Consider the following 23,185-nt stretch of genomic DNA (forward strand, 5'->3'; position numbering starts at 1 on the left):
GCAAAAACAAAACATCATACCTTACCAGATTATTTTCATCATCAGTATTTCTAGATGATAACTAGCTTGAAAACTCGAGACATACTCGCGATGTTCTATTGATGTTGACGCTTTTCTTTAGCTATGCTCCGCCTTGATCTTCAATTCTGTGAATTAACATAAAGACACGACCTTCTAAATAGGATAGGCTTTTAGCAAGTACAACAGCTTTAGGGATTGAAGCGGCATCCTTTTTTTTGTAAAGAAGCATTAAGGTTTAAATTGGACTACAAATTAACAGATTGCCACGTGCTACCTCCTCACAATGAGGCTAAAAAAAAGATATAGCGGAAAGCCCGACCTATTTCCTGCAAGGTTTTGAAACCTTGTAGGTATTAAGGGAACCTGCCTGGGATATCGCAGGTAGACAGGCGCCCAACTTCTCGATACAATTCCTCATGCTTCTGAATCACTCGAAGTGACAGTACCGCGATATTAAAAAACAAAAAGTCCGAGCTTAAAAAACTCGGACTTTTAGAGAATATGATAAAATAATCTAAATGATTATATAACTAATTGCTTTTGAGAAGGTTTAAACTTTGTTAATACAATACCCTCTACAGCCGCTTCGTATTCTTCCATAGTAGGGGTTCTTCCTAAAATAGTTGATAATACTACTACAGGTGTCGATGATAATAAAGACTCTCCTTTTTTACCTTCAGCATCTTTTACCACGCGTCCTTGGAATAAACGTGTAGACGTAGCCATCACAGTATCTCCTGGTTCCGCCTTTTCTTGGTTACCCATACAAAGGTTACACCCTGGACGTTCTAAGTACAACATGTTTTCATATTTAGTACGTGCTGCTCCTTTTGGTGCATCATCATTAAATACAAATCCTGAATACTTTTCTAATACTTCCCAGTCTCCTTCTTCTTTTAACTCATCTACAATGTTGTATGTTGGTGGCGCAACTACTAATGGTGCTTTAAACACCACTTCACCTTGTTGTGCTTCAATATTTTTAAGCATTTGTGCTAATATCTTCATATCGCCTTTGTGAACCATACAAGATCCTACAAACCCTAAATCTACTTGTTTAGTACCACCGTAATATGATAACGGTCTGATAGTATCGTGCGTGTAACGTCTTGAAGGATCTTCGTTATTTACATCTGGATCTGCAATCATTGGCTCAGCAATTTCATCTAAGTCAATCACCACATCTGCATAATACTTCGCATTCGCATCTGGTTTTAACGCTGGTTTGATTCCTGTTTTAACCTCAGTAATTCTTGTATTGGCTTTATCAACAAGACCTTTAAGCACTTGCTTTTCGTTATCCATACCTTTATCAATCATGATTTGGATACGGTCTCTAGCAATTTCTAAAGATTCTATTAGGGTTTCATCTTCTGAAATACAGATAGATGCTTTAGCTTTCATTTCTGCCGTCCAGTCTGTAAACGTAAAGGCTTGATCTGATGTTAATGTACCAATATGCACCTCAATGATACGACCTTGGAATACGTTTTCACCACCAAATTGCTTTAACATTTGCTGCTGAGTTGCATGTACCACATCACGGAAATCCATGAAGCTTCTCATGTTTCCTTTAAAGGTTACTTTTACCGACTCTGGAATTGGCATTGTAGCCTCACCAGTTGCTAAAGCTAATGCCACGGTTCCTGAATCCGCACCGAACGCTACACCTTTAGACATACGTGTGTGTGAATCTCCACCAATAATAATATCCCAATCATCTACTGTAATATCATTTAATACTTTGTGGATTACATCTGTCATTGGGAAATATTTCCCTTTAGGATCACGACCAGTAATTAATCCGAAGTCATTCATAAACTTCATTAATCTAGGAATGTTAGCTTTAGACTTATCATCCCAAACTGAAGCGGTGTGACAACCAGATTGGTAACTTGCATCAACTATAGGAGAAACCACTGTTGCAGCCATCATTTCTAACTCCTGAGAAGTCATTAATCCAGTTGTATCTTGAGATCCTACAATGTTTACTTCAACACGAACGTTAGATCCTGTATGTAATGTTTTACCTGGAGTTGTTCCAACAGCATTTTTGTTGAAGATTTTTTCAACAGCCGTTAAACCTTGCCCTTCAATAGAAATTTCTTTAGAAGGTGCATATACTTGAGGTACGTCAATACCTAAAGCCTTACAAGCAAAGGTTTGTAATTTTTTACCGAAAACCACCGCATAAGAACCTCCAGCTTTAATGAACTCCATTTTTTGTGGTGTTAATGCTGTAGAGATATCTTTTAATTCTTGGTCTCCGTTATATAGTTTCTTTTCTTTAGTATTAATAGTTAAAACAGTTCCTGTTTCTACCGAATATACTTGTTCTAATACTGGCTCACCATCTGCATCGTAAACTGTTTTACCGTCAGCGTCTTTTTTAGTCACCCAGTTTTTAAGGTCTATACCAATACCTCCTGTTACACCAACAGTTGTTAAGAAAATTGGCGCAATACCATTTGTACCTGCAATTACAGGAGCTATATTAATGAACGGTACATATGGACTAGAAGAAATACCTGTCCATAATGCCACGTTATTTACACCAGACATTCTTGAAGACCCAACTCCCATAGTTCCTTTTTCTGCAATTAACATAACACGCTTATCTGGGTGTTGTTCTTTTAAAGCCAACACTTCTTTTTGCATGTCTTTGTTGTGCTCAAAAATACACTGTCCGTGTAACTCTCTATCTGAACGTGAATGTGCATCTGCACCAGGAGATAATAAATCTGTAGAAATATCTCCAACTCCAGCGATATATGTTACTATTTCAATTTCTTCATCAACTTCTGGTAGTTTAGTAAAGAATTCAGCTTGTGCATAGCTTTCAATAATCTCTTTAGCTAATGCATTTCCAGCTTTCATTGCATCTTCTAAACGGTCTGTATCCGCCTCATATAAGAATACTTGTGTTTTTAACACTTTAGCGGCCTCTTCAGCTATAGCTTCATCGTTACCTAATGCTAGATCTAACAATACTTCTATTGAAGGCCCACCTTTCATATGTGATAATTGCTCAAATGCAAAAGCAGGAGTAATTTCAGCAACCACAGATTCACCAAGAATGATTTCTTTTAAAAACTTTGCTTTAACACCTGCTGCACTTGTTGTTCCAGGTAATGTGTTATAAATAAAGAATTTAAGAGCTTCCTCTCTATGGGCATTACCAGAATCTTTTATTAACGAAATGATATCGCTTAATAATTCAGCCCCATCAATTGGCTTAGGGTGTAGGCCCTGAGCTTTTCTTTCTTCGATTTCTTTGATGTAATCGTTATAGTTCATATAATGAAGTATTTCAATGTTAAATTGCTTAAAAAAGCATTGTTATTTTTTATTTCAAAAAGCAGCGCAAAATACGAATTTAATGCAAAGATTTAAAACTTAAAATGAGTTAAGAATAAGTATTTATACTTAATTATTATAGTGCTATTATTAAATCAAATGATTAACATTTTAACAAAATTTATTTCAAAATTTAATAATTCATTAAAAAACCTATCATATAATTATCAAAATAAACTAATGTTTTGAGTAAATCGTAAAGTTCTATCCGCATACACTAAATAGTATTTCTTCAAAATGAACTTTTATCTAGAGATTTTTCTGTCTCTAAACTGTAAAATTGGCTTTTCCAGATGCGTATATAGGATATTGGCAGTGAAAAGTGTAATGATTAAAAAACAAATCACTACAAGCATTCTTTCTTCAAAGGAGAGCGTATTTAACTGTATTAACCGTTTAATACTTAAGAGTATTAAAGAATAATTTAATAGGTAAATTGAATAAGATCTTGTGCTCATAAAATACACAATCTCTTTTAGTTTTACTTTATTAGAATTTAAGCTTATACAACAAGGAAAAAGTAAGACTAAACTAATACATACGCCTTGTAAATAGATGAAAGTATAAAACCAAAGATGTGTATTGGGTTCTATTTCCAGCAAGAATATTGCCATATGTAAACTTAGAAATAAAACTACTCCAATCACAAATAACACAGTTTTAAACTTATGAATAAGAGAAGCGTATACCTTGGTAATATATAGCAATAAGAAACCATAATAAACACTGTCTAACCTGTAAATAAGAACTTTTCTGAAAGCAGCACTCCATTCGGAATAACTTTCAATGGTTGAAGAAATATAGAACTGCCACTTAAAAAGAGCTAAAACAACAATGATTAAAAGTGTAGTTACTAGATAAACTCTTCTTTTATTTTTAAGCTTGAAAAGGTATAGAGCTAAAAAGAAAATAAGGGGCAGAAAAATATATGCGTATTCTTCAATGGATAGACTCCATGCTTCCGTAAAAAAGTCCGGATGAGCTCCTGAAAAGTTTTGTAAAAACACCATGTAGAACCACACTTTACTACCTATTTGAAAGTCACCTAAAATTAGAAGCAAAAGAATGTTTAAAACTAAAGTAACAAAGTACACCGGAAGAGTTCTATACCAACGTCTTTTCCAAAATTTAAATAAATCGTCTAATTTAAATTCACTTAAAACTACTTTATTGTATAAGATACCTCCTATTAAATAACCACTTAATACAAAAAATAAGTCCACTCCTACCGCTCCCAATGTTCTTATAACCGTAACCACTAAAGGGATATTTTCATCGAACAGTAAGAAGGTAGCATGAGAAACAACAACTAAAAGAATTGCTAGGGCACGAAGCACATCTAAACCAAAAATTCTAGCTTGCTTTTCTAGCATATTGGAATAATTTAAAAATAGCTATTGCAATTGCAGTGACTTTAATAACAGTAGCCAAAATTAGTATTCTGTTTCCCGTTAAATAGTAAATTTCAAAATGAATAACCTTAAAGAGCGCTCCAATGTAAGTCATTGCCCAACCTATAAGAAATATAATAATGGGCATTATGAAGGCCTTTAAATTCACTAAAACAAACTTGTAATAATTTGATTTTCAGTAATACCTTCTGCTTCAGCTTTGTAATTTTTTATAATTCTATGACGAAGTATACTCTGTGAAACTGCTTGGACATCTTCAATATCTGGTGAAAATTTGCCATGTATAGCTGCATGGGTTTTAGCGGCTAAAATAAGGTTTTGAGAAGCTCTTGGTCCTGCTCCCCAATCTATGTATTGCTTAACTAAATCTGCAGCAGATTCACTATTTGGTCTTGTTTTACCAACCATTCTAACGGCATACTCGATTACGTTATCAGCTACGGGTATTCTTCGTATTACCTGTTGAAAATTAGTTATTTCGTCTGCTGTAAACAACGCATTTATTGTTGGCTTATCATTATTAGTTGTAGCTTTTACCACTTCTACTTCTTCTTCAAAAGAAGGGTATTCTAAATTTATAGCAAACATAAATCTGTCTAACTGGGCTTCTGGAAGTGGATAAGTTCCCTCTTGTTCAATAGGGTTTTGTGTGGCCAATACAAAATAGGGTAAATCTAATTTGTAATGATGTCCTGCAACTGTCACTGCTCTTTCCTGCATTGCTTCTAATAAGGCAGCTTGAGTTTTAGGAGGTGTTCTATTTATCTCATCTGCTAATATAATATTAGCAAAAATAGGGCCTTTAACAAACTTAAAGTGTCTGTCCTCGTCCAGTATTTCACTACCTAAAATATCACTAGGCATTAAATCTGGTGTAAACTGTATTCGCTTAAAGTCTAAACCTAAGGCTTGAGCAATCGTATTTACCATTAAGGTTTTAGCCAAACCAGGAACGCCGATTAACAATGAATGTCCTCCTGAAAATATAGAAATTAATATCTGACTAACTACTTCGTCTTGTCCGACAATAGCTTTAGCAATTTCTTGCTTTAATGCTTTATACTTTTTTACAAATTGTTCAATTGCTGCTACATCAGACATAAATTTACTTTTTTAACCAGTTACCAGAAAAATCACATTCTCTATATTTTCCACTTACTTTTATATAGGTGTCTAATATCTTTTCGGATTGCCAATCTTCAATTGCTCTTAATTGTTTTTCCTTAAGAGCTAATTCTTTTATTTTAAGAAAATCTCTAGCATAATCTGCTTTATGCTCGTCAATTCTATCAGTAACCATTAAAATTTTAAATTTAGTATCTCCAGATCTGTCTTGCTCAGTTAAAACTAAACTTATGTCATTATCTTTTAAGTTTTGAATTTGCGAATACAACTCAGTATCCATTCTTGTTAATTCAAAATTGTAATCTTGTGTTTCAGGATTTATAAGCTTTCCACCATCTTTTCTAGTTTCCTCCTCATCACTAGCTTCTTTAGCAGCTTCTGCAAAGGATATTTCTCCGTCTGTAATACGCTGTCTTACCTTTTCTAATCTTTCCTTAGCTTCCTTAATGGCACTGTTAGAAACTTTAGGTTTCATAAGTACATGGCATATATCATACTTTTGACCTTTTATTTTTTGACAATAAACTATATGATAACCAAAATCAGTTTTAAACGGCTCAGATACTTCTCCCTCTTGTAAAGCAAAAGCGGCTTGTCTAAATTCCTTAACCATTCTTGGTTTTTTTCTATCTAAAGTATAAATATAACCAGATTGCTTAAGACCGGGATCTTCTCCATATAGAACCGCTTTGGATCTAAAGCTAGCTCCTCTAACCATAACATCTTCCTTGAAACCTTTAAGTCTTTCTATAATTCTTTTCTCTTCTTCTTCAGAAGCCTTAGGAATAGCAACAATTTGAGACACCTTTAATTCTGTTCCAAACGTTGGACGCTTGTCTTTTGGAATTTTATCAAAATATTCGCGAACTTCTTCTGGAGTAACTTCAACTTCCTCAACTATTTTTGCTTGCATTTTAGAGGCTAATTGATTGTTCTTGTTTATCTCGAACATTTCATCTCTAAAACTCTGTTCATCTTCTTTCTTGTAATACTTTAAAAGCTTATCCATAGATCCGCCAAAGTATTGTAAAAACTGTTGAACTTGATAATCTACCTGTCCTCTAATTTCCACATCAGATACTTGAATACTATCCTGAATGGCGTGGTGAGCATACAACTTATTCTCTAACAAAGACCCCATTAGTTCACAATCTGAAACACCATCAAGATTACCTCCTGCTGCTATAATTTGCTCCCGTTCTTTTGGAACATCAGATTCTAGAATAATAAAATCACCCACAACCGACGCCACACCATCAACTTTAACAGCATTGAAAGTGCTTAATACACTATCCTTCTTCTCTACGGGCTTTTCCTCTTTCTTTTCTTCTATTATTTCCTGTGCAGAAAGCACATTTAAGGTAAGTAAGGCAACAAATAAAACCTTTATTGTTTTTGAATTATTTATAAATTTCAAATTGTTTGTTTTTAATAGCATCTTTCGTAATATCTTTTTCTAACTGCCTAATAAGCTCTAGTTTTCTTTTATTAATAACTATTTGGTCTATTGTAGGCTTTACATATTCTAATGGTGCAGCATCATTTCTTAACAGCACATCATTAATTTGCATCAAATATACTCCTAATGAATCTTTGAGTTGCACAAAATTAGATTTTTTTAACAGTTCTGATTTATTTTCGGGAGTTACTACAGGTATTTTTTCTAGTACTTGACTAAACCTAATCCAAATAGAATCATTTAAAGAATATGCATTAAACTGAATGGATATTGAATCTAATTCTGTTTTATCCGAACCTTCAAAACGCTTAAACTTCTCCTCAATGATATCGTAATCATTAATCTCTTCACTAACATGAATATACCTAAATTTTATGAGCTCCTCATTTAATTTAAATGCTTCTTTGTTGTTACTGTAATAATCTTGAGCTTCAGTAGAAGTCACTACGGTATCAATACTACGTTTAACTAAAGCTTCCATATACGCTTTGGTATATAAGTCAGTTTTATACTGACTCACAAGTTTGTTAAAAGCCTCTTGTTTGGTTTCATTTAAATTAACTAAAGCACCATCTAATAAAAGTTGTTGTGTAGCCCAACGATTTATATAATTCTGTACAATAAGCGTGCTATCTGCTTTGCTTGTTTCGGCTGTAAGCAAGTCTTTTATATCTTCTTCAAATAAATAGGATTCATTAACTCGGGCAATAGCTGTTTGTTCCTCTGATTTTTTAAAAAAATCACAAGACATAAAAAAAAGAACTAGAATTAAGATGACGAACTTATTTTGCACCTATTGCTTTTTTATCTGAGATTTTACCTTTTTTAAAACCTCTTTGTTAATTTTTATAGGGTATTTTTCTTTTAAAGTATTTACCCAGTTATCTTCTTTATAGGTCTGATAATCACTTATAACATGCCCCTTAGCTTCTTCAAAACTTTTCTGTAATTGGGGCAATACCTCCTTAATATCTACAATAACGTATCCTTTGTTATGTTTGTATATTTCTGAAATACCTTTTTTGAATAAAATATCTTTTGGTAGCACTTGATTAGAAGCATCCATAATATCGATAGTAAAAATAACATCTGTTGTTTCTTTACTATTTATCTGTTTCTTGATAGTATCGATATTGGTACCTTTTTCTAATAGTTTTGCAACCTTTTTAAGTACTTTTTGTTTTGAGGAGGAAGCCACAACTGCATCAATTTTCTTAGGGCTTGTATATGATGTTTTGTGCTTGGTGTAATAATCCTTTATTTCTAAAGAATCTGTCTTCGCAGCATTCCAAATGGTATTTTCCATTAAGTCAAACAAAAGTAAACCATCTCTATATTCATTTAGTATGTGTGCATACTCTTCATTCTCTTTCTCTAAATTAGCTTCTTTGTATTTTATTAGATTTTCATTTAAAAAAGTCTCGTAATTGGTTTTGGTAAAAGCTTTTAAAGGTTTTTTAATAACTCTTCCTTTTTGTTTAGCCATTAAATACGCTCCAAAGTCACTGTATTTAAATTGCCTGTTACCAATTTTTACAAGATTTTCAGTAGCCTTAAAATCTTCAGGTAAGGTCCAGCTTCTTTTAAAGTAAGTATCGTTTAATATGGATTGAAAGTAGTCTAATGCCTTTTGGTTTTCATTTACACCATATTGTTTTTTAAGTGATGAATAAAGCGCCTCATCAATAAGCTTAGAACGGTCGTCTCGTTTTACTTTCCCCTCCAACTCAGGTTTCATATCTTCAAATGGAGGTATTAACTTTTTATTTAGAAGTTTTACAATATGCCAACCAAATTGTGATTGAAACGGTTCTGAAACATCCCCTTCGTTTTCCAAACTAAATGCCATATCTTCAAACTTCTTTGCTCTTATTTGCCCGCTAGAGAATGGCGCTAACTTACCTCCTCTGGAAGCTGAGTTTTTATCATCCGAAAATTGTTTTGCCAAGGCCTCAAATTCCTCACCTTGTTTCAGCTTATTATAAATTTCCTGAATGCGTTCTTCTGGCTTTGTAAGTGTATCACCTTTTTTACTAACCATCATTATATGGGCTACAGTGCGCTCTCCTCTAGACTTTCTTTTATCAAGTACATTAACAATATGGTATCCAAACCGTGTTCTAAAGGGCATTGAAATCTCTCCAACTGGCGTATTAAAAGCAGCATTTTCAAACTTATACACCATTCTAAAACCAGTAAAATACCCCAATTCCTCCCCAAAAACTGTTCTACCGTTATGTACTTCTTTTCTAACTTTATCGAAACCTTCTGCTAATGCGCGTTCTCTTAACTTTAATAACCTATTATAGGCTACAAGAGTATCTTGTGGATTGGCATTTTCGGCCACTTTAATCAAAATATGATTTGCATTAATATCTTGAGAGATTCTCTGATAAGCCTCTGCAACCAAGGCATCCGAAATTTTGGAATCCCTAATGTAGCTATTTGCTAACTGCTTTTTGTAATTACCAAGTTCCTTTATATAGCTAGGTTTTTCATCTAATTTTAAAGATTTGGCTTCTTTTAACTTTAACTTGTACGTTGTAAACAGTTTTAAATATTCATCCACATCTCTTTGAGAAGCGTCCTGAACCAAATCCAAATTTTTGTTATAAACTCTTAAAAATTCTGAAACATAAATGGGGTCTCCTGCTACCGAAAAAAGCACCTCATCTTCAGACGACTGCGCTTCAATTGATATTACAAATAACACTGTAATAAATGTGAGGAAATATTTTATTTTCATGGATTAAGTGAATTATTCAGGTGGCTACAAAAATACTAATATAAAGCTATTATGCAAGTGGTTTAACATTGCCTTAAGCATAATGTTCTAGCCTTTTCTTTCTTTAAAATTTAACTACTTTACTTTGGAAAAGATATACATTATAGTAGTTTCTCTTTACACTTGAAAAATATTAATAAAAAAGCATTAATTTTAGTAACGAATTAACACTAAAAAGATACTAATATTTGAAAAGCATTTAGTATGGTTAGAACTACTTTTTTTAATAAATCCCATTTCGTATTTTTAATAATTACAGGTCTTTTCCTAAGTCTAATTTGGTTAATAAATTCACCTTTATACTCAAATAACACTGTTCTAAATATTGGGATTACTGCAGATTTACTGTTCACAGTTCCAATCATATATTTTCTCTTAATACGAAAGCGTAAAATTCCAAAAACTACGGTCGTCCCAATTATACTTGTAGGTGTCATTATTGGCACCTATGTTTTGCCCAAAGAAAATCAAACCTACTTAGATCTATTTAAAACTTGGGGATTACCTTTAATAGAGCTATCAGTCGTTACCTTTGTAATTTTTAAGGTTAGAAAAGCAATAAAACAATTTAACCGTAACAAAAATGGTAGTTTAGACTTTTATGCAACTTTAAAAACAACCTGTGCAGAAATATTACCTAAAAAAGCTATTATGCCTGTTGCCACAGAAATTGCTGTCTTTTATTACGGCTTTGTAAACTGGACAAAAAAGCCCTTAAATTCTAGTGAGTTTTCTTATCATAAAAAGAATAGTACCCAAACACTATTGATTGCCTTCATTTTAATTGTAGCTATAGAAACGGTTACGCTGCATACATTAATCGGAAAATGGAGTATTACATTTGCATGGGTATTAACTTTTTTAAGTATTTACAGTGGGTTTCAATTATTTGGTATCGCAAGATCCTTACCCCAAAGACCCATTTCAATTACTATGAATACCTTGGTTCTTAGATATGGTATATTAAATGAAACTGAAATTGTTTTTAACAACATTGAAAAAATTGAATTATCTAAAAAAGAATTAGAAAAAAACAAATCTGTTAAAAAACTATCGCCTTTTGGAGAGCTCGAAGAACACAATATTATCATTACTTTAAAAGAACACAACACCTTAATAGGTCTTTACGGCATTAAAAGAACGTACAATAAAATCGCTTTTTTTGTAGATGAACCAAATCAATTTATTGATCGATTAGAGGCTGCCATAAAAACCAACATTTAAACTATCTTTGCGGCAATCTTGAGAAAGACATTATGCGCATAGATATAATAACAGTATTACCAGAACTACTTAAAAGTCCATTTGAAGCTTCAATTTTAAAACGAGCTATTGACGCAAACTTGGTAGAGGTCCATTTTCATAATTTAAGAGATTATACAACCGACAATTATAAAAGTATAGATGACTATCAATTTGGTGGTGGAGCAGGCATGGTAATGCTAATTGAACCGATTGACAAATGTATATCTGGCCTAAAGGCTGAACGTGACTATGACGAGGTAATCTATATGACTCCCGATGGAGAAACTTTAAACCAAGGCATTGCGAATCAACTATCTCTTAAAGGAAACATTATTATACTCTGCGGACATTATAAAGGTGTAGACCAACGTGTCCGTGACCACTTTATTACCAAAGAAATTTCTATTGGTGATTACGTCCTGTCTGGTGGAGAATTAGGAGCAGCAGTACTTTGTGATGCCGTAATTAGATTAATTCCAGGCGTATTAGGAAATGAAACCTCGGCTTTAACAGACTCTTTTCAAGATAATTTATTAGCACCACCAATTTACACAAGGCCTAGAAATTACAAAGGATGGCAAGTTCCTGAAGTGTTATTTAGTGGTAATTTTCCTGAAATAGAAAAATGGCGAGAAGATAGAGCTTATGAACGCACAAAAGCACGTAGGCCCGATCTTTTAGATGACGAATAACAAGAGAATTTAAACAAGGTGATAAAAAACTTTTCACTTTTAACTTTACACTTTTAACTTTTTACGTATCTTTGCAGCCAATTTCGGGTTAACCTCTGGCGAGAATCGTGAATGTTGTTCTGAATCAATCATTTATAAAACAATTAAAGATGGAATCTTTAGTAAAATTTGTACAAGACGAATTTGTAACAAGAAAAGATTTACCAGAGTTTGGAGCTGGTGATACAATTACTGTTTATTACGAAATTAAAGAGGGTAACAAAACTAGAACGCAGTTCTTCAAAGGTGTTGTTATTCAACGTAGAGGATCTGGAACTTCAGAAACTTTTACAATCAGAAAAATGTCGGGTTCTATAGGAGTTGAACGTATTTTCCCTGTAAACTTACCTGCATTACAAAAAATTGAAGTTAACAAACGCGGTAAAGTACGTAGAGCACGTATTTACTACTTTAGAGGTCTTACTGGTAAGAAAGCTAGAATTAAAGAGCGTAGAAACTAGTAAACACCTTACTTACAATACATTAAAAGCCTTGATAAATTGTCAAGGCTTTTTTAGTTATTAACAATTGTTAATAACCATGGTTCGTAAATAGTTGATATTAAACCATTTAAAAAATTTGTTTTTTTGGAATCCATTTCTATCTTAGCAAAAGAGATAACAACAAGACTTTTTAAGAATTGTTTTCATTTTATGAAAAAGTTATTTCTAATAAAGTAACGTTCTTTATATATTTAATTGTTTTTTGAGGTTTGGAAGTGCCATGTGTATGTGTGGAAAACCGAAAAACCATGATACAGTAAAAAGTACCATATGTGAAAACAGATAGTACCTAATACTGTTGAAAGCTTAAAAAAATAATAGTTACGAAAGTGAAAGTTATTAATAGAGCAATGCATTAAGCATATCTAACGTGAAAACGAAAGGTAAAGATTAATGGCATCAAGGAAGACAATTAACGGAACATTTGCATAATTAGGTCAATACATTTTGAAAATTATCGAATGTTTCACTTGAAATAATAGTACCAAGTTGAAAAAACTTAATGTAAATTTAAGTTGATTTAGAACCAATACTAAATAGACGAAGTAATATTATTTCGAAAGAAGCCATATCAAAGTAGATTAAATTCTATCGTGATATGGCTTTTGTATTTTAATAACTACGGCAGTACTTTTTTATGAATTTCGTATTGGTTAACCACTTTTTTATATTTCTAGCAATTATATAACTATTAACACTTTTCATTTAGCATTTAGATAGTTATAAAGGTCTATTTTTGTATATTCGCATCGCTAAAAATTAATCTTCTATTTTTTTATCGGTTTTTAGCATTCCAATTAACAAAAAAAAGCACTACTAATGTCTAAAATTATTTATACTAAAACTGATGAAGCTCCGGCTTTAGCAACGCGTTCTTTCTTACCAATAGTTCAGGCCTTTGTTAAATCTTCTGGAATAGAGATAGAAACTAAAGATATCTCTTTAGCTGCTAGAATCTTAGCGGTTTTCCCAGACTTTTTAGAAGAAGACCAACGTGTACCAGATGATTTAGCATTGTTGGGTGAGTTAGCTACTAAACCAGAAGCTAACATTATAAAGTTACCAAATATTAGTGCCTCAATTCCACAATTAAAAGGTGCTATTAAAGAATTACAATCTAAAGGTTTTGCTGTTCCTGATTATCCTAATGAACCAGAAAATGATACTGAAAAAGACATCAAATCACGCTATGATAAAATTAAAGGTAGTGCCGTAAACCCTGTTCTTAGAGAAGGAAACTCAGATAGACGTGCACCCAAAGCAGTTAAGAATTATGCTAAAAAGAACCCACATTCAATGGGAGCTTGGGCATCAGATTCTAAAACGCATGTTGCCACTATGCAAGATCATGATTTTGCGCACAATGAAAAATCTGTAACATTACCTGAAGCAACAAACGTAAAAATTGTACATACAGATGCTTCTGGTAACACAACAACTTTAAAAGATAGTTTTCCAATTTTAAAAGGTGAAGTAATCGATGCAACTTGTATGAGCAAAAAAGCCCTAGTGAGCTTTTTAGATGAACAAGTAGCAGACGCTAATGATAAGGGCATATTATTTTCACTTCATATGAAGGGTACTATGATGAAAGTTAGTGACCCTATTATATTTGGTCATGCTGTAAAAGCATACTTCAAAGATGTTTTTGAAAAACATGGTGATGTAATTGACGAAATTGGAGTTAATGTAAACTCAGGTTTAGGAAACTTACTTGAAAGAATTAACGAATTACCAGCTGATAAAAAGGCAGAAATTGAAGCAGATATAAATGCCACCTATCAAAACGGTCCTGCAATTGCCATGGTAAATTCTGATAAAGGTATTACTAATTTACATGTACCTAGTGATGTTATTATTGATGCTTCTATGCCTGCTATGATTAGAACATCTGGTAGAATGTGGAATGCACAAGGTGAATTACAAGATACAAAAGCTGTAATCCCAGATAGTAGCTATGCAGGTGTTTATGCTGCTACAATAGATTTCTGTAAAAAGAATGGTGCTTTTGATCCTACTACAATGGGAACTGTTCCAAACGTAGGTTTAATGGCTAAAAAAGCAGAAGAGTATGGTTCTCATGATAAGACATTTGAAATTGCTTCTAATGGTAAAGTATCTGTAATTGATGATGCTGGAAACACTTTAATGGAACATACTGTTGAAACTGGTGATATCTGGAGAATGTGTCAAACAAAAGATGCACCTATTCAAGACTGGGTTAAATTAGCAGTAACAAGAGCTAGAGCCTCTCAGACTCCTGCTGTTTTCTGGCTTAATGAAAATAGAGCACATGATGCTGAATTAATTAAAAAAGTAAATACTTACCTAAAAGATCACGATACTGAAGGCCTAGATTTAAGAATTTTAGCTCCTGTAGAAGCTACTATTTTTACTTGCGAAAGAATTAAAGAAGGTAAAGATACAATCTCTGTTACAGGTAATGTTTTACGTGATTATTTAACAGATTTATTCCCAATTTTAGAAGTTGGTACTAGTGCAAAAATGTTATCTATTGTACCTTTAATGAATGGTGGTGGTTTATTTGAAACTGGAGCTGGAGGTTCTGCGCCTAAACACGTACAACAGTTATTAGAAGAAAACCACTTACGTTGGGATTCTTTAGGAGAGTTCTTAGCTTTAGCTGTTTCTTTAGACCATTTTGCAGGAGTTAATGATAATCCTAAAGCTAAAATCTTAGGAGATGCATTGGATGATGCCACAGAAAAACTTTTAGAAAACAAAAAAGGGCCTTCAAGAAAAGCTGGTGAATTAGATAACAGAGGTAGTCACTTCTACTTATCTTTATATTGGGCACAAGAATTGGCAAATCAGGACAAGGATGCTGACTTAAAAGCAGAGTTTATTTCTATTGCTGAAAAACTTGCGGCTAGCGAGGAGGCAATACTTAATGAATTAAATTCAATTCAAGGAGCGCCTTCCAATATTGATGGTTATTATATTCCAAATGAAGAATTAGCTAGTTCAGTAATGAGACCTAGTAAAACATTCAATACTATATTAGGTTAAACAAAAAACCTAACAACTTGTTAAAAGCTCCTATTCTAGGGGCTTTTTTTTTACATTTATGTAAAAAATTGTTTTTGTATGAAAACCAGCTATCTATGGTTTGTTTGTTTCCTCTTATGTAACATCCTTAATGCACAAGAAAAATTCACTTTAAGTGGTACCATAACCGAAGAAAAAAGTAATGAAACGCTTATTGGTGTTAACATCATATTCCCTGATAATCAAACAGGTACAACTACCAATGAATACGGATTCTATTCTATTACATTACCAAAAGGAACATATACCATTGTTATTAGCTACCTAGGATATGGAACAATTACCCAAAAAATTGAACTCTCAAGCAATATTACTAAAGACTTTCGTTTAATTAATTCTGTTGAAGGTTTAGAAGAAGTAATTATTACTGAAAACATTGAAAGGCTAAACATTAAAAAGCCTCAAATGAGTGTAAACAAATTGACTTCTAAAACTATAAAAGAAATACCAGTAGTTCTTGGAGAATCTGATATAGTAAAAGCCATCACACTACTACCGGGTGTAACAACGGTTGGTGAAGGCGCTTCAGGTTTTAATGTTAGAGGAGGCGCCGCAGATCAGAACCTAATCTTATTAGACGAAGCTACCATATATAATTCTTCTCATTTATTTGGACTATTTTCTGTTTTTAATCCTGATGCTATTAAGGATTTAACTTTATATAAGGGCGGAATACCATCTCGATATGGTGGACGCATATCTTCGGTTTTAGATATTTATCAAAAGGAAGGCAATAGCAAAGAGTTTCATATGAATGGTGGTATTGGTCTGGTATCAAGTAAACTATTAGTTGAAGGGCCTCTGAAAAAGGATAGAGGTTCTTTCCTGTTAGGAGGAAGATCCAGCTATGCGCATCTATTCTTGCCTCTTTTTGATATAAATAATATTGCCCTTTTCTATGATTTAAATACCAAACTAAGCTATAAAATAAATAAGAATAACAACATTTACCTTTCTGGTTACTTTGGAAGAGATGTGTTTGAAATTGAAGACACTTTCGAAAATCAATATGGTAACACGGTTCTAAACTTTAGATGGAATCACCTTTTTTCTGATAAGTTGTTTTCTAACTTATCTCTCATATACTCAGATTACGATTATAATCTAAAACTAAATTTTGTAGAGTTTGATTGGGTGTCGGGTATTAGAAATTTAAACGTGAAATACGATTTTAAACACTATTTAAATAATAAATTCAAATTACAATACGGGCTAAACAGTATCTATTACAAATTCAATCCTGGTGAAATTAACCCAACCTCTGAAACCTCAGGAATTAATCCGTTTAAATTAATAGATAAATATGCTTTTGAAAACGCTGTGTATCTCGATGTAAAGCACGAAGTTTCCAATAAGCTCTCACTTTCATATGGACTAAGACTAAGTTCGTTTATTAGACTTGGACAAGATGAGTTAAACATTTACGAAAATGATCATGCTGTAGCTTTTAATGAAAATCTTCAAATCTATGAAATGGCAGATCCTATTGGTACAGAAACCTATAAACGAAGTGATGTTATTGAAAATTTCTTAAATCTAGAACCCAGACTTGCTTTAGCTTATCAAACAGGAGAAAATAGTTCTATTAAAGCAAGTTATAATAAAATGTACCAATATTTACACTTACTGTCCAACACCAATGCCCCTACTCCACTTGATATTTGGACACCTTCAGGTAAATATATAAAACCACAGTCTTTACATCAATATGCAATAGGTTACTTTAAAAACTTCAATAATAATCTATATTCTCTAGAGGTTGAAAGCTTTTATAAAACCATTAAAAACAGAATAGACTATATTGATGGTGCAGATTTAATTGCAAATAATGCCATAGAACAAGTCATTCTAAATGGTAGAGCAAGGGCATACGGATTAGAATTTCTTCTAAGAAAAAATGAAGGACGGTTTAAAGGATGGTTAGCCTATACCCTATCTAAATCAGAACAGCAAACCGAGGGAAGAACACCTTTAGAAACAGGTATTAACAACGGTAAATGGTATAATACACCTTTTGATAAAACCCATGATATTTCTATTACGTCTAGTTATGATATAAATGAACGTCTAAAACTAAATGCTAACTTTCTATGGCAAACAGGTCAACCTGTAACCTTTCCAGATGCGCAGTATGAATATAACGGCGTTAATATTCCCAATTTCGGTCAAAGAAATCAAGACAGATTACCTTCTTACAACAGACTAGACCTTGCGCTTAATTATACGCCTAAGCAAAAAAAGAAAAAGAAATGGGAGCGCTATTGGGTGTTTAGTGTATATAATGTATATAACCGAAGAAATGCCGCCTCCATTTCCTTTGGTAAAAACTTTGAAAAGATGGTTAATGAGGCTACCAGACTTTCCATCTTTGGTATAGCGCCATCAATTTCCTATAATTTTAAATTCTAATGATTATGAAAAAAGTTGTTTGCATATTTATCTTTTGTTTCATCTGTTTTTCATGTGAAGATGTAATAGATGTTGATTTAGAAACTTCGGAACCGCGATTGGTTATTGATGCTTCAATCTCTTGGGAAAAGGGTACTCAAGGAAATGATCAAGAAATAAAATTAAGCCTTACTGCTCCCTATTTTGATAGAGACATTCCTCCTGCAATAGGTGCTACAGTCACAATAACGGATAGTCATAATAATGTATTTAATTTTCAGGAAGAATTTAGAACAGGCATTTACAGGAACACCACATTCATTCCAGAAATAAATGGAGTTTATACGCTAACTGTTAGTTATGAAGGTGAAATTTATACGGCTACCGAAACATTGAAACCTGTAGTTCCAATAGATTTTGTTGAACAAAATAATAATGGAGGCTTTTCTGGGGATGAAATTGAATTAAAGGCCTATTATACAGACCCAGAAAATGAAGAGAACTACTATTTGTTTGAATTTGGCAACCCTGGAAATATGCCAACATTAGAAGTTTACGATGATGAATTCAATAACGGAAACCAGATATTTGGGTTTTATGTTGATGAAGACCTCAAAACAGACGATGTGCTAAGAATAAAAATTTCCGGAATTTCACAACGTTGTTATGAGTACATAAACATACTACTTCAGCAAACGGATGACGACACTGGCGATCCTTTTGAAACGCAACCTGCAACCGTTAGAGGTAATTGTGTAAATCAAACCAATTCAGATAACTTTCCCTTAGGCTATTTTAGGTTAACAGAAACCGACGTCTTCTTTTATACAGTACAATAAGTCTATTTATGTAGCTCTTATCTGAGTGCAAAAAGTTGCACAAATAATCTAATATTTTAAGTGTTCTTTAACTAAAAGTAATCGTACAAACTTTAAATTTGAGAAGTTATTAACTTAATTATCAATCGCTAAAGTTTAGTATGAATAGAAAGAAAATAGTTATAATAATTAGTGCAATAATTGTCTGTTTAATTGGTTATTACCTTTTAGGATCTGATAAAGAGGGTGATATAGCACTTACTACAAAGGTTGAAAAAGGCACATTTATCAATGAGGTTCTTATTTCCGGAGAAGCACAATCTACAAGCTCAAAGAAAATTAATGGACCAATAGCCGCTAGAAGATTTAATATTTACCAACTTAAAATTCAAGACTTAGTAGCCGAGGGAACTATTGTTAAGAAAGGCGGTTATATAGGAAAGTTAGACGCCTCTGAGGTAAATGGTAAAATTAATGATGCCATGCTTAGTTTAGAAAGTGCGCAATCTAAATATACGCAACAACAACTAGATACTACCCTTACTCTAAAACAAGAGCGCAATGCTATAAAGGATTTGCAATTTAAAATAGAAGATGACAAGCTCGAATTAAAAAGTTCAATCTACGAGCCTCCTACAACTATAAAAAAATTAGAAATAAATATTGAAAAAAACGAAAGAGACCTAAAAGAAAAAAAGGAGGATTACTCTATAAAGAAAAGGAAAGCCGTCGCAAAAATGGTTCAAGTTGGCACAGAAGTAGCTAAAATTAAAAAGAAAATTGAAGAACTCGGAAATCTGCAAAAAGACTTCACCATTTACTCAGAAGATGAAGGTATGGTCACTTATGTTAAGGATTGGAACGGAAATAAGAAAAAAGTAGGCTCTACAATTTCTCCGTGGGAGCCTGCAATTGCAAGCTTACCAGACTTAACCAAAATGGAATCAAAAACATACAGCAATGAAGTAGATATCAGAAAAATAAAAAAGGGGCTTCCAGTAGTGATAGGTTTTGATGCATTCCCTGAAATAGAGTTAACGGGAGAAGTAACAAGCGTTGCCAATGTTGGAGAAAATAAAAGAGGTTCGGATATAAAACTTTTTCAGGTTTTAATAAAACTCAATGAAACTAATAAGAATATTAGACCAGGGATGACCACCTCAAATAGAATTAAAACACATGAGGTAGACGATGTTTTAATGGTGCCTCTTGAATCAATCTTCACAAAAGATTCTATAAGTTACGTATATACCAAATCAGGCTATTCAACCGAAAAAAGACAAGTTAAATTGGGAATGGCCAATAACCAAGTAATCATTGTAGAAGAAGGTTTAAAAGAAGACGAAACTGTGTTTTTGAGTAAACCAGAAGGTTTAGAAGAAAAACGTATAAAGTTACTAGACCAATAATGATTGATAAAATACTTGTAGAAAAACTTAAATCTAACTTTTCTGAGGCATTTCTGCTTATTAAAGCTAATAAATTTAGGACATTTTTGACTGCACTCGGCATCATCTTTGGGGTTGCTGCTGTAATAACTATGTTGGCAATTGGTAATGGAGCTGAAAAAGAAATTTTATCGCAATTGGAACTTGTTGGTGTAAACAATATAGTGGTCACCCCAATAGAAGACAAGGAAAATCCAGATAGCGCAAGCGAAGATGATGAAACTGAAAAAGAAGAAGCTAAAAAATTCTCCAAAGGCCTAGATATTTTAGATGCTCAGAGTGTTATAGACAATATACCTAGTATTAAAACGGTAAGTCCAGAAATAATTATGAACACCTATGTGATAAATAATGGCAAACAAAATGCTGTTAAACTAATAGGTGTTACCTCTAATTTCTTTAAAACTTCAAACATTAATATAGATAAGGGAAAATTCTTTTCTGAGTATCAATCTACCAATGCACTTCCCGTATGTATAATAGGAAGAAAGGTTGAAAAAAAGATCTTTACCGGAGAAAGTGCTATTGGTAAGTACATTAAAGTAAAAGATGTTTGGCTGCAAGTTATTGGAGTAATTGAGGAAAAGTTAATTTCAGATAAAGCCCAAGAAAACTTGGGAATACGTGACTTAAACCAAGATGTTTACATCCCTATAAAGACCTTTTTAGTTCGTTATAAAGACAGAAAAGTTATTGTAGATAATTTTAATGTTAGAAGAAATAGAGGTAACGGACCTAAAAAGCGAATTCCAAGAGGTAATTATCATCAAATAGATAAGTTAACTGTTCAGGTTAATAATTCTAATGAATTAAAAGCAACTGCCGAAGTTCTAAGTAAGATGCTAAAAAGAAGACACAATGATGTGTTAGATTTTGAAATTACAATTCCAATTCAACTTCTTAAACAGCAGCAAAAGACAAAGCAAATTTTTAATATCGTTTTAAGTATAATTGCCAGCATATCCTTACTTATTGGGGGTATTGGTATTATGAATATTATGCTGGCTTCCGTTCTAGAACGCACCAAAGAGATAGGCATCATAAAAGCCATTGGAGCCACTCAAGAAGATATTATTCTTCAGTTCTTATCGGAATCAATTCTAATTAGTTTAGGTGGCGGTATTATTGGAATTTTTGTTGGTATTATTGGAGCCTATGTTATCGAAATATTCTCTGGTATTGAAACAATACTTTCTTTAAACTCTATTTTAATTTCATTTGTTATTGCTGTAAGTATTGGATTGGTTTTTGGAATTCTGCCCGCAAAATCAGCCGCAAATAAAAGACCTATAGAATCTTTAAGATCTGAATAACCCATTTTATCAATCAATTTAAATCGAGAAACTTCGTGAAAAAAGCCATATTAATACTCATTTTTGTTTTTCCGTTATTCCATTTCTCTCAATCAAGAAGAATAACACTAAATAAAGCCATTGAAATTGCTAAAAAAAATTCACCAGACTATAAAATAAGTTTAAACAGAAACGAAAGAAGTTATTGGCAGTTTAGAAATTATAAGGCTAGCTTTTTACCTGAACTTAGGTTTAATGCTACTTTACCAGAATATAGGAATGCGGTTAGAAGAATTACTAATGATGCTGGACAGGATATTTTTGTAAATCAGAATCAACTTCTTTTAGAAGGCGGTTTATCAATATCACAAAATATTCCCTATACAGGAGGAGTACTCTCAGTAAACTCTAATTTAGAACGTGTAGAACTTTTTGGTCTTGATGATAACATAGGATATTCCATAATTCCGTTTACTTTAAGATATAGACAAAACTCTTTATTTTTTAACAGCTTTAAATGGGATAAAAAAATTGAACCTTTACAATACGAAGAATCCAAGAGAGAATTTGTAGAAAGTATGGAGCAAATCTCGGTAAGCACGTGCAGACGCTATTTTCAGTTACTTAAGGCACAAAAACAACTTGAAATTGCCAATACCAACCTATCTAATCAAGATACTTTATATAAGATTTCTGAGGGGAGATATAAAATGGGTAAAATTGCAGAAAATGATTTGCTACAAATGGAATTAACCCTACTTAATTCTAAAAACAATGTTACAACCAGAACAATAGAACTAAAAAGAACATCCCAAAATTTGGCAAGGTATTTAGAATTAGAAACAGAAGATATTGAATTAGATATTCCTGAAGGTTTACCCCTTTTTGATGTAGATGTAAATAAAGCTTTAGAAGAAGCAAATACCAATAGAAAAGCCGTTATTGAATTTAGACGAAAAAGACTTCAAGCAGAAAAAGAATTAGCCTTTCAGAAAGGTAACAACAGACTTAACCTGGGTATCGTAGCAAATTTTGGTATTTCACAAAATGGTGATGATTTTAATAATTTGTTTAATAACTTTAATAAACAACAAAATGTATCTGTGTCGGTTGGCATTCCAATTTTCGATTGGGGTGTATCCAAGTCCAGACGCAAAATGGCAGAAGCCAACTTAGATTTAACTAATAACAATATTAAACAGGATATGCAGGAGTTTGAACAAGAAATTTACTTGCATGTCTTAAACTGGTCTAGCCAACGAGACTTTTTATTTACTGCGGAAAAGGCAAAAGAAGTTGCTTTAAAGAGATATGACATTTCCAAAAAAAGGTATATTCTAGGAAAAATTACCATTACAGATTTAAATATTGCTCTTCAAGAAAAAGATAATGCCATATTTAGATATCTAGATTCGCTTCAAAAGTTTTGGCAGAACTACTATATTCTGAGGCAATTAACACTTTACGACTTTATCAACAACAAAAAAATTGAAGTTGAAGATATTGTTTATGATTAGAAGTATATATTTATT

The 23,185-nt window shown here is 32.7% G+C and carries 17 protein-coding genes; 9 read left to right on the forward strand and 8 right to left on the reverse strand.

The features are described 5' to 3' along the window. Positions 1 to 121 precede the first annotated feature (121 nt). The 8 genes from FUA24_RS26025 to FUA24_RS00885 form a co-directional block, all read right to left on the reverse strand. The gene (locus tag FUA24_RS26025; protein WP_262713596.1) at positions 122 to 250 is read right to left on the reverse strand and encodes a hypothetical protein; all 129 of its coding nucleotides are present in this window, start codon (positions 248 to 250) and stop codon (positions 122 to 124) included. Positions 251 to 543: 293 nt separating this feature from the next. Beyond that, complete coding sequence (locus FUA24_RS00855) at positions 544 to 3,318, reverse strand: bifunctional aconitate hydratase 2/2-methylisocitrate dehydratase (RefSeq protein WP_148539645.1); 2,775 nt, start codon at positions 3,316 to 3,318, stop codon at positions 544 to 546. A 305-nt stretch (positions 3,319 to 3,623) separates the two neighbouring features. Beyond that, complete coding sequence (locus FUA24_RS00860) at positions 3,624 to 4,751, reverse strand: acyltransferase family protein (RefSeq protein WP_148539646.1); 1,128 nt, start codon at positions 4,749 to 4,751, stop codon at positions 3,624 to 3,626. Further along, positions 4,732 to 4,917 carry a hypothetical protein gene (locus FUA24_RS00865; protein WP_148539647.1) on the reverse strand — a complete coding sequence of 62 codons (186 nt, stop codon included), beginning with the start codon at positions 4,915 to 4,917 and terminating at the stop codon, positions 4,732 to 4,734. The genes FUA24_RS00860 and FUA24_RS00865 overlap by 20 nt, the downstream gene beginning before the upstream one ends. Before the next feature lie 20 nt (positions 4,918 to 4,937). Continuing rightward, complete coding sequence (locus FUA24_RS00870; RefSeq protein WP_148539648.1) at positions 4,938 to 5,891, reverse strand: AAA family ATPase; 954 nt, start codon at positions 5,889 to 5,891, stop codon at positions 4,938 to 4,940. A gap of 4 nt (positions 5,892 to 5,895) precedes the next feature. Continuing rightward, positions 5,896 to 7,332, reverse strand: a complete 1,437-nt coding sequence (locus tag FUA24_RS00875) for a peptidylprolyl isomerase (RefSeq protein ID WP_317131912.1) — start codon at positions 7,330 to 7,332, stop codon at positions 5,896 to 5,898. Next, a complete protein-coding gene (locus FUA24_RS00880) occupies positions 7,316 to 8,125 on the reverse strand; it encodes a peptidyl-prolyl cis-trans isomerase (RefSeq protein ID WP_148539650.1) in 810 nt (269 codons plus the stop codon). Before FUA24_RS00880 ends, FUA24_RS00875 begins: the two co-directional genes overlap by 17 nt. A 42-nt stretch (positions 8,126 to 8,167) precedes the next feature. After that, complete coding sequence (locus tag FUA24_RS00885; protein WP_148539651.1) at positions 8,168 to 10,120, reverse strand: peptidylprolyl isomerase; 1,953 nt, start codon at positions 10,118 to 10,120, stop codon at positions 8,168 to 8,170. A gap of 243 nt (positions 10,121 to 10,363) precedes the next feature. On the opposite strand from FUA24_RS00885, the gene FUA24_RS00890 reads away from it, so the two are divergent. The 9 genes from FUA24_RS00890 to FUA24_RS00930 all read left to right on the forward strand — a co-directional run bounded on the left by FUA24_RS00890 (position 10,364) and on the right by FUA24_RS00930 (position 23,170). Beyond that, positions 10,364 to 11,383 (forward strand): hypothetical protein, encoded by a 1,020-nt coding sequence (locus FUA24_RS00890; protein ID WP_148539652.1) that lies wholly within the window; start codon positions 10,364 to 10,366, stop codon positions 11,381 to 11,383. A gap of 32 nt (positions 11,384 to 11,415) precedes the next feature. Further along, complete coding sequence (trmD, locus tag FUA24_RS00895; RefSeq protein WP_148539653.1) at positions 11,416 to 12,096, forward strand: tRNA (guanosine(37)-N1)-methyltransferase TrmD; 681 nt, start codon at positions 11,416 to 11,418, stop codon at positions 12,094 to 12,096. Between the two features lie 149 nt (positions 12,097 to 12,245). Next, positions 12,246 to 12,596 (forward strand): 50S ribosomal protein L19, encoded by a 351-nt coding sequence (rplS, locus tag FUA24_RS00900; protein WP_148539654.1) that lies wholly within the window; start codon positions 12,246 to 12,248, stop codon positions 12,594 to 12,596. Positions 12,597 to 13,457: 861 nt separating this feature from the next. Beyond that, positions 13,458 to 15,668 (forward strand): NADP-dependent isocitrate dehydrogenase, encoded by a 2,211-nt coding sequence (locus tag FUA24_RS00905; RefSeq protein ID WP_148539655.1) that lies wholly within the window; start codon positions 13,458 to 13,460, stop codon positions 15,666 to 15,668. Positions 15,669 to 15,746: 78 nt separating this feature from the next. Then, a complete protein-coding gene (locus FUA24_RS00910) occupies positions 15,747 to 18,116 on the forward strand; it encodes a TonB-dependent receptor (protein ID WP_148539656.1) in 2,370 nt (789 codons plus the stop codon). 5 nt (positions 18,117 to 18,121) lie between these two features. Beyond that, complete coding sequence (locus FUA24_RS00915; protein WP_148539657.1) at positions 18,122 to 18,934, forward strand: DUF4249 domain-containing protein; 813 nt, start codon at positions 18,122 to 18,124, stop codon at positions 18,932 to 18,934. A gap of 140 nt (positions 18,935 to 19,074) precedes the next feature. Further along, on the forward strand, positions 19,075 to 20,322 hold the full coding sequence (locus FUA24_RS00920; RefSeq protein WP_148539658.1) for an efflux RND transporter periplasmic adaptor subunit: 1,248 nt from the start codon (positions 19,075 to 19,077) through the stop codon (positions 20,320 to 20,322). Then, positions 20,322 to 21,674, forward strand: a complete 1,353-nt coding sequence (locus FUA24_RS00925) for an ABC transporter permease (protein ID WP_148539659.1) — start codon at positions 20,322 to 20,324, stop codon at positions 21,672 to 21,674. The genes FUA24_RS00920 and FUA24_RS00925 overlap by 1 nt, the downstream gene beginning before the upstream one ends. 35 nt (positions 21,675 to 21,709) lie before the next feature. Beyond that, on the forward strand, positions 21,710 to 23,170 hold the full coding sequence (locus tag FUA24_RS00930; protein WP_148539660.1) for a TolC family protein: 1,461 nt from the start codon (positions 21,710 to 21,712) through the stop codon (positions 23,168 to 23,170). The last annotated feature ends 15 nt before the right edge of the window (positions 23,171 to 23,185 follow it).

Source organism: Seonamhaeicola marinus, from assembly GCF_008085455.1.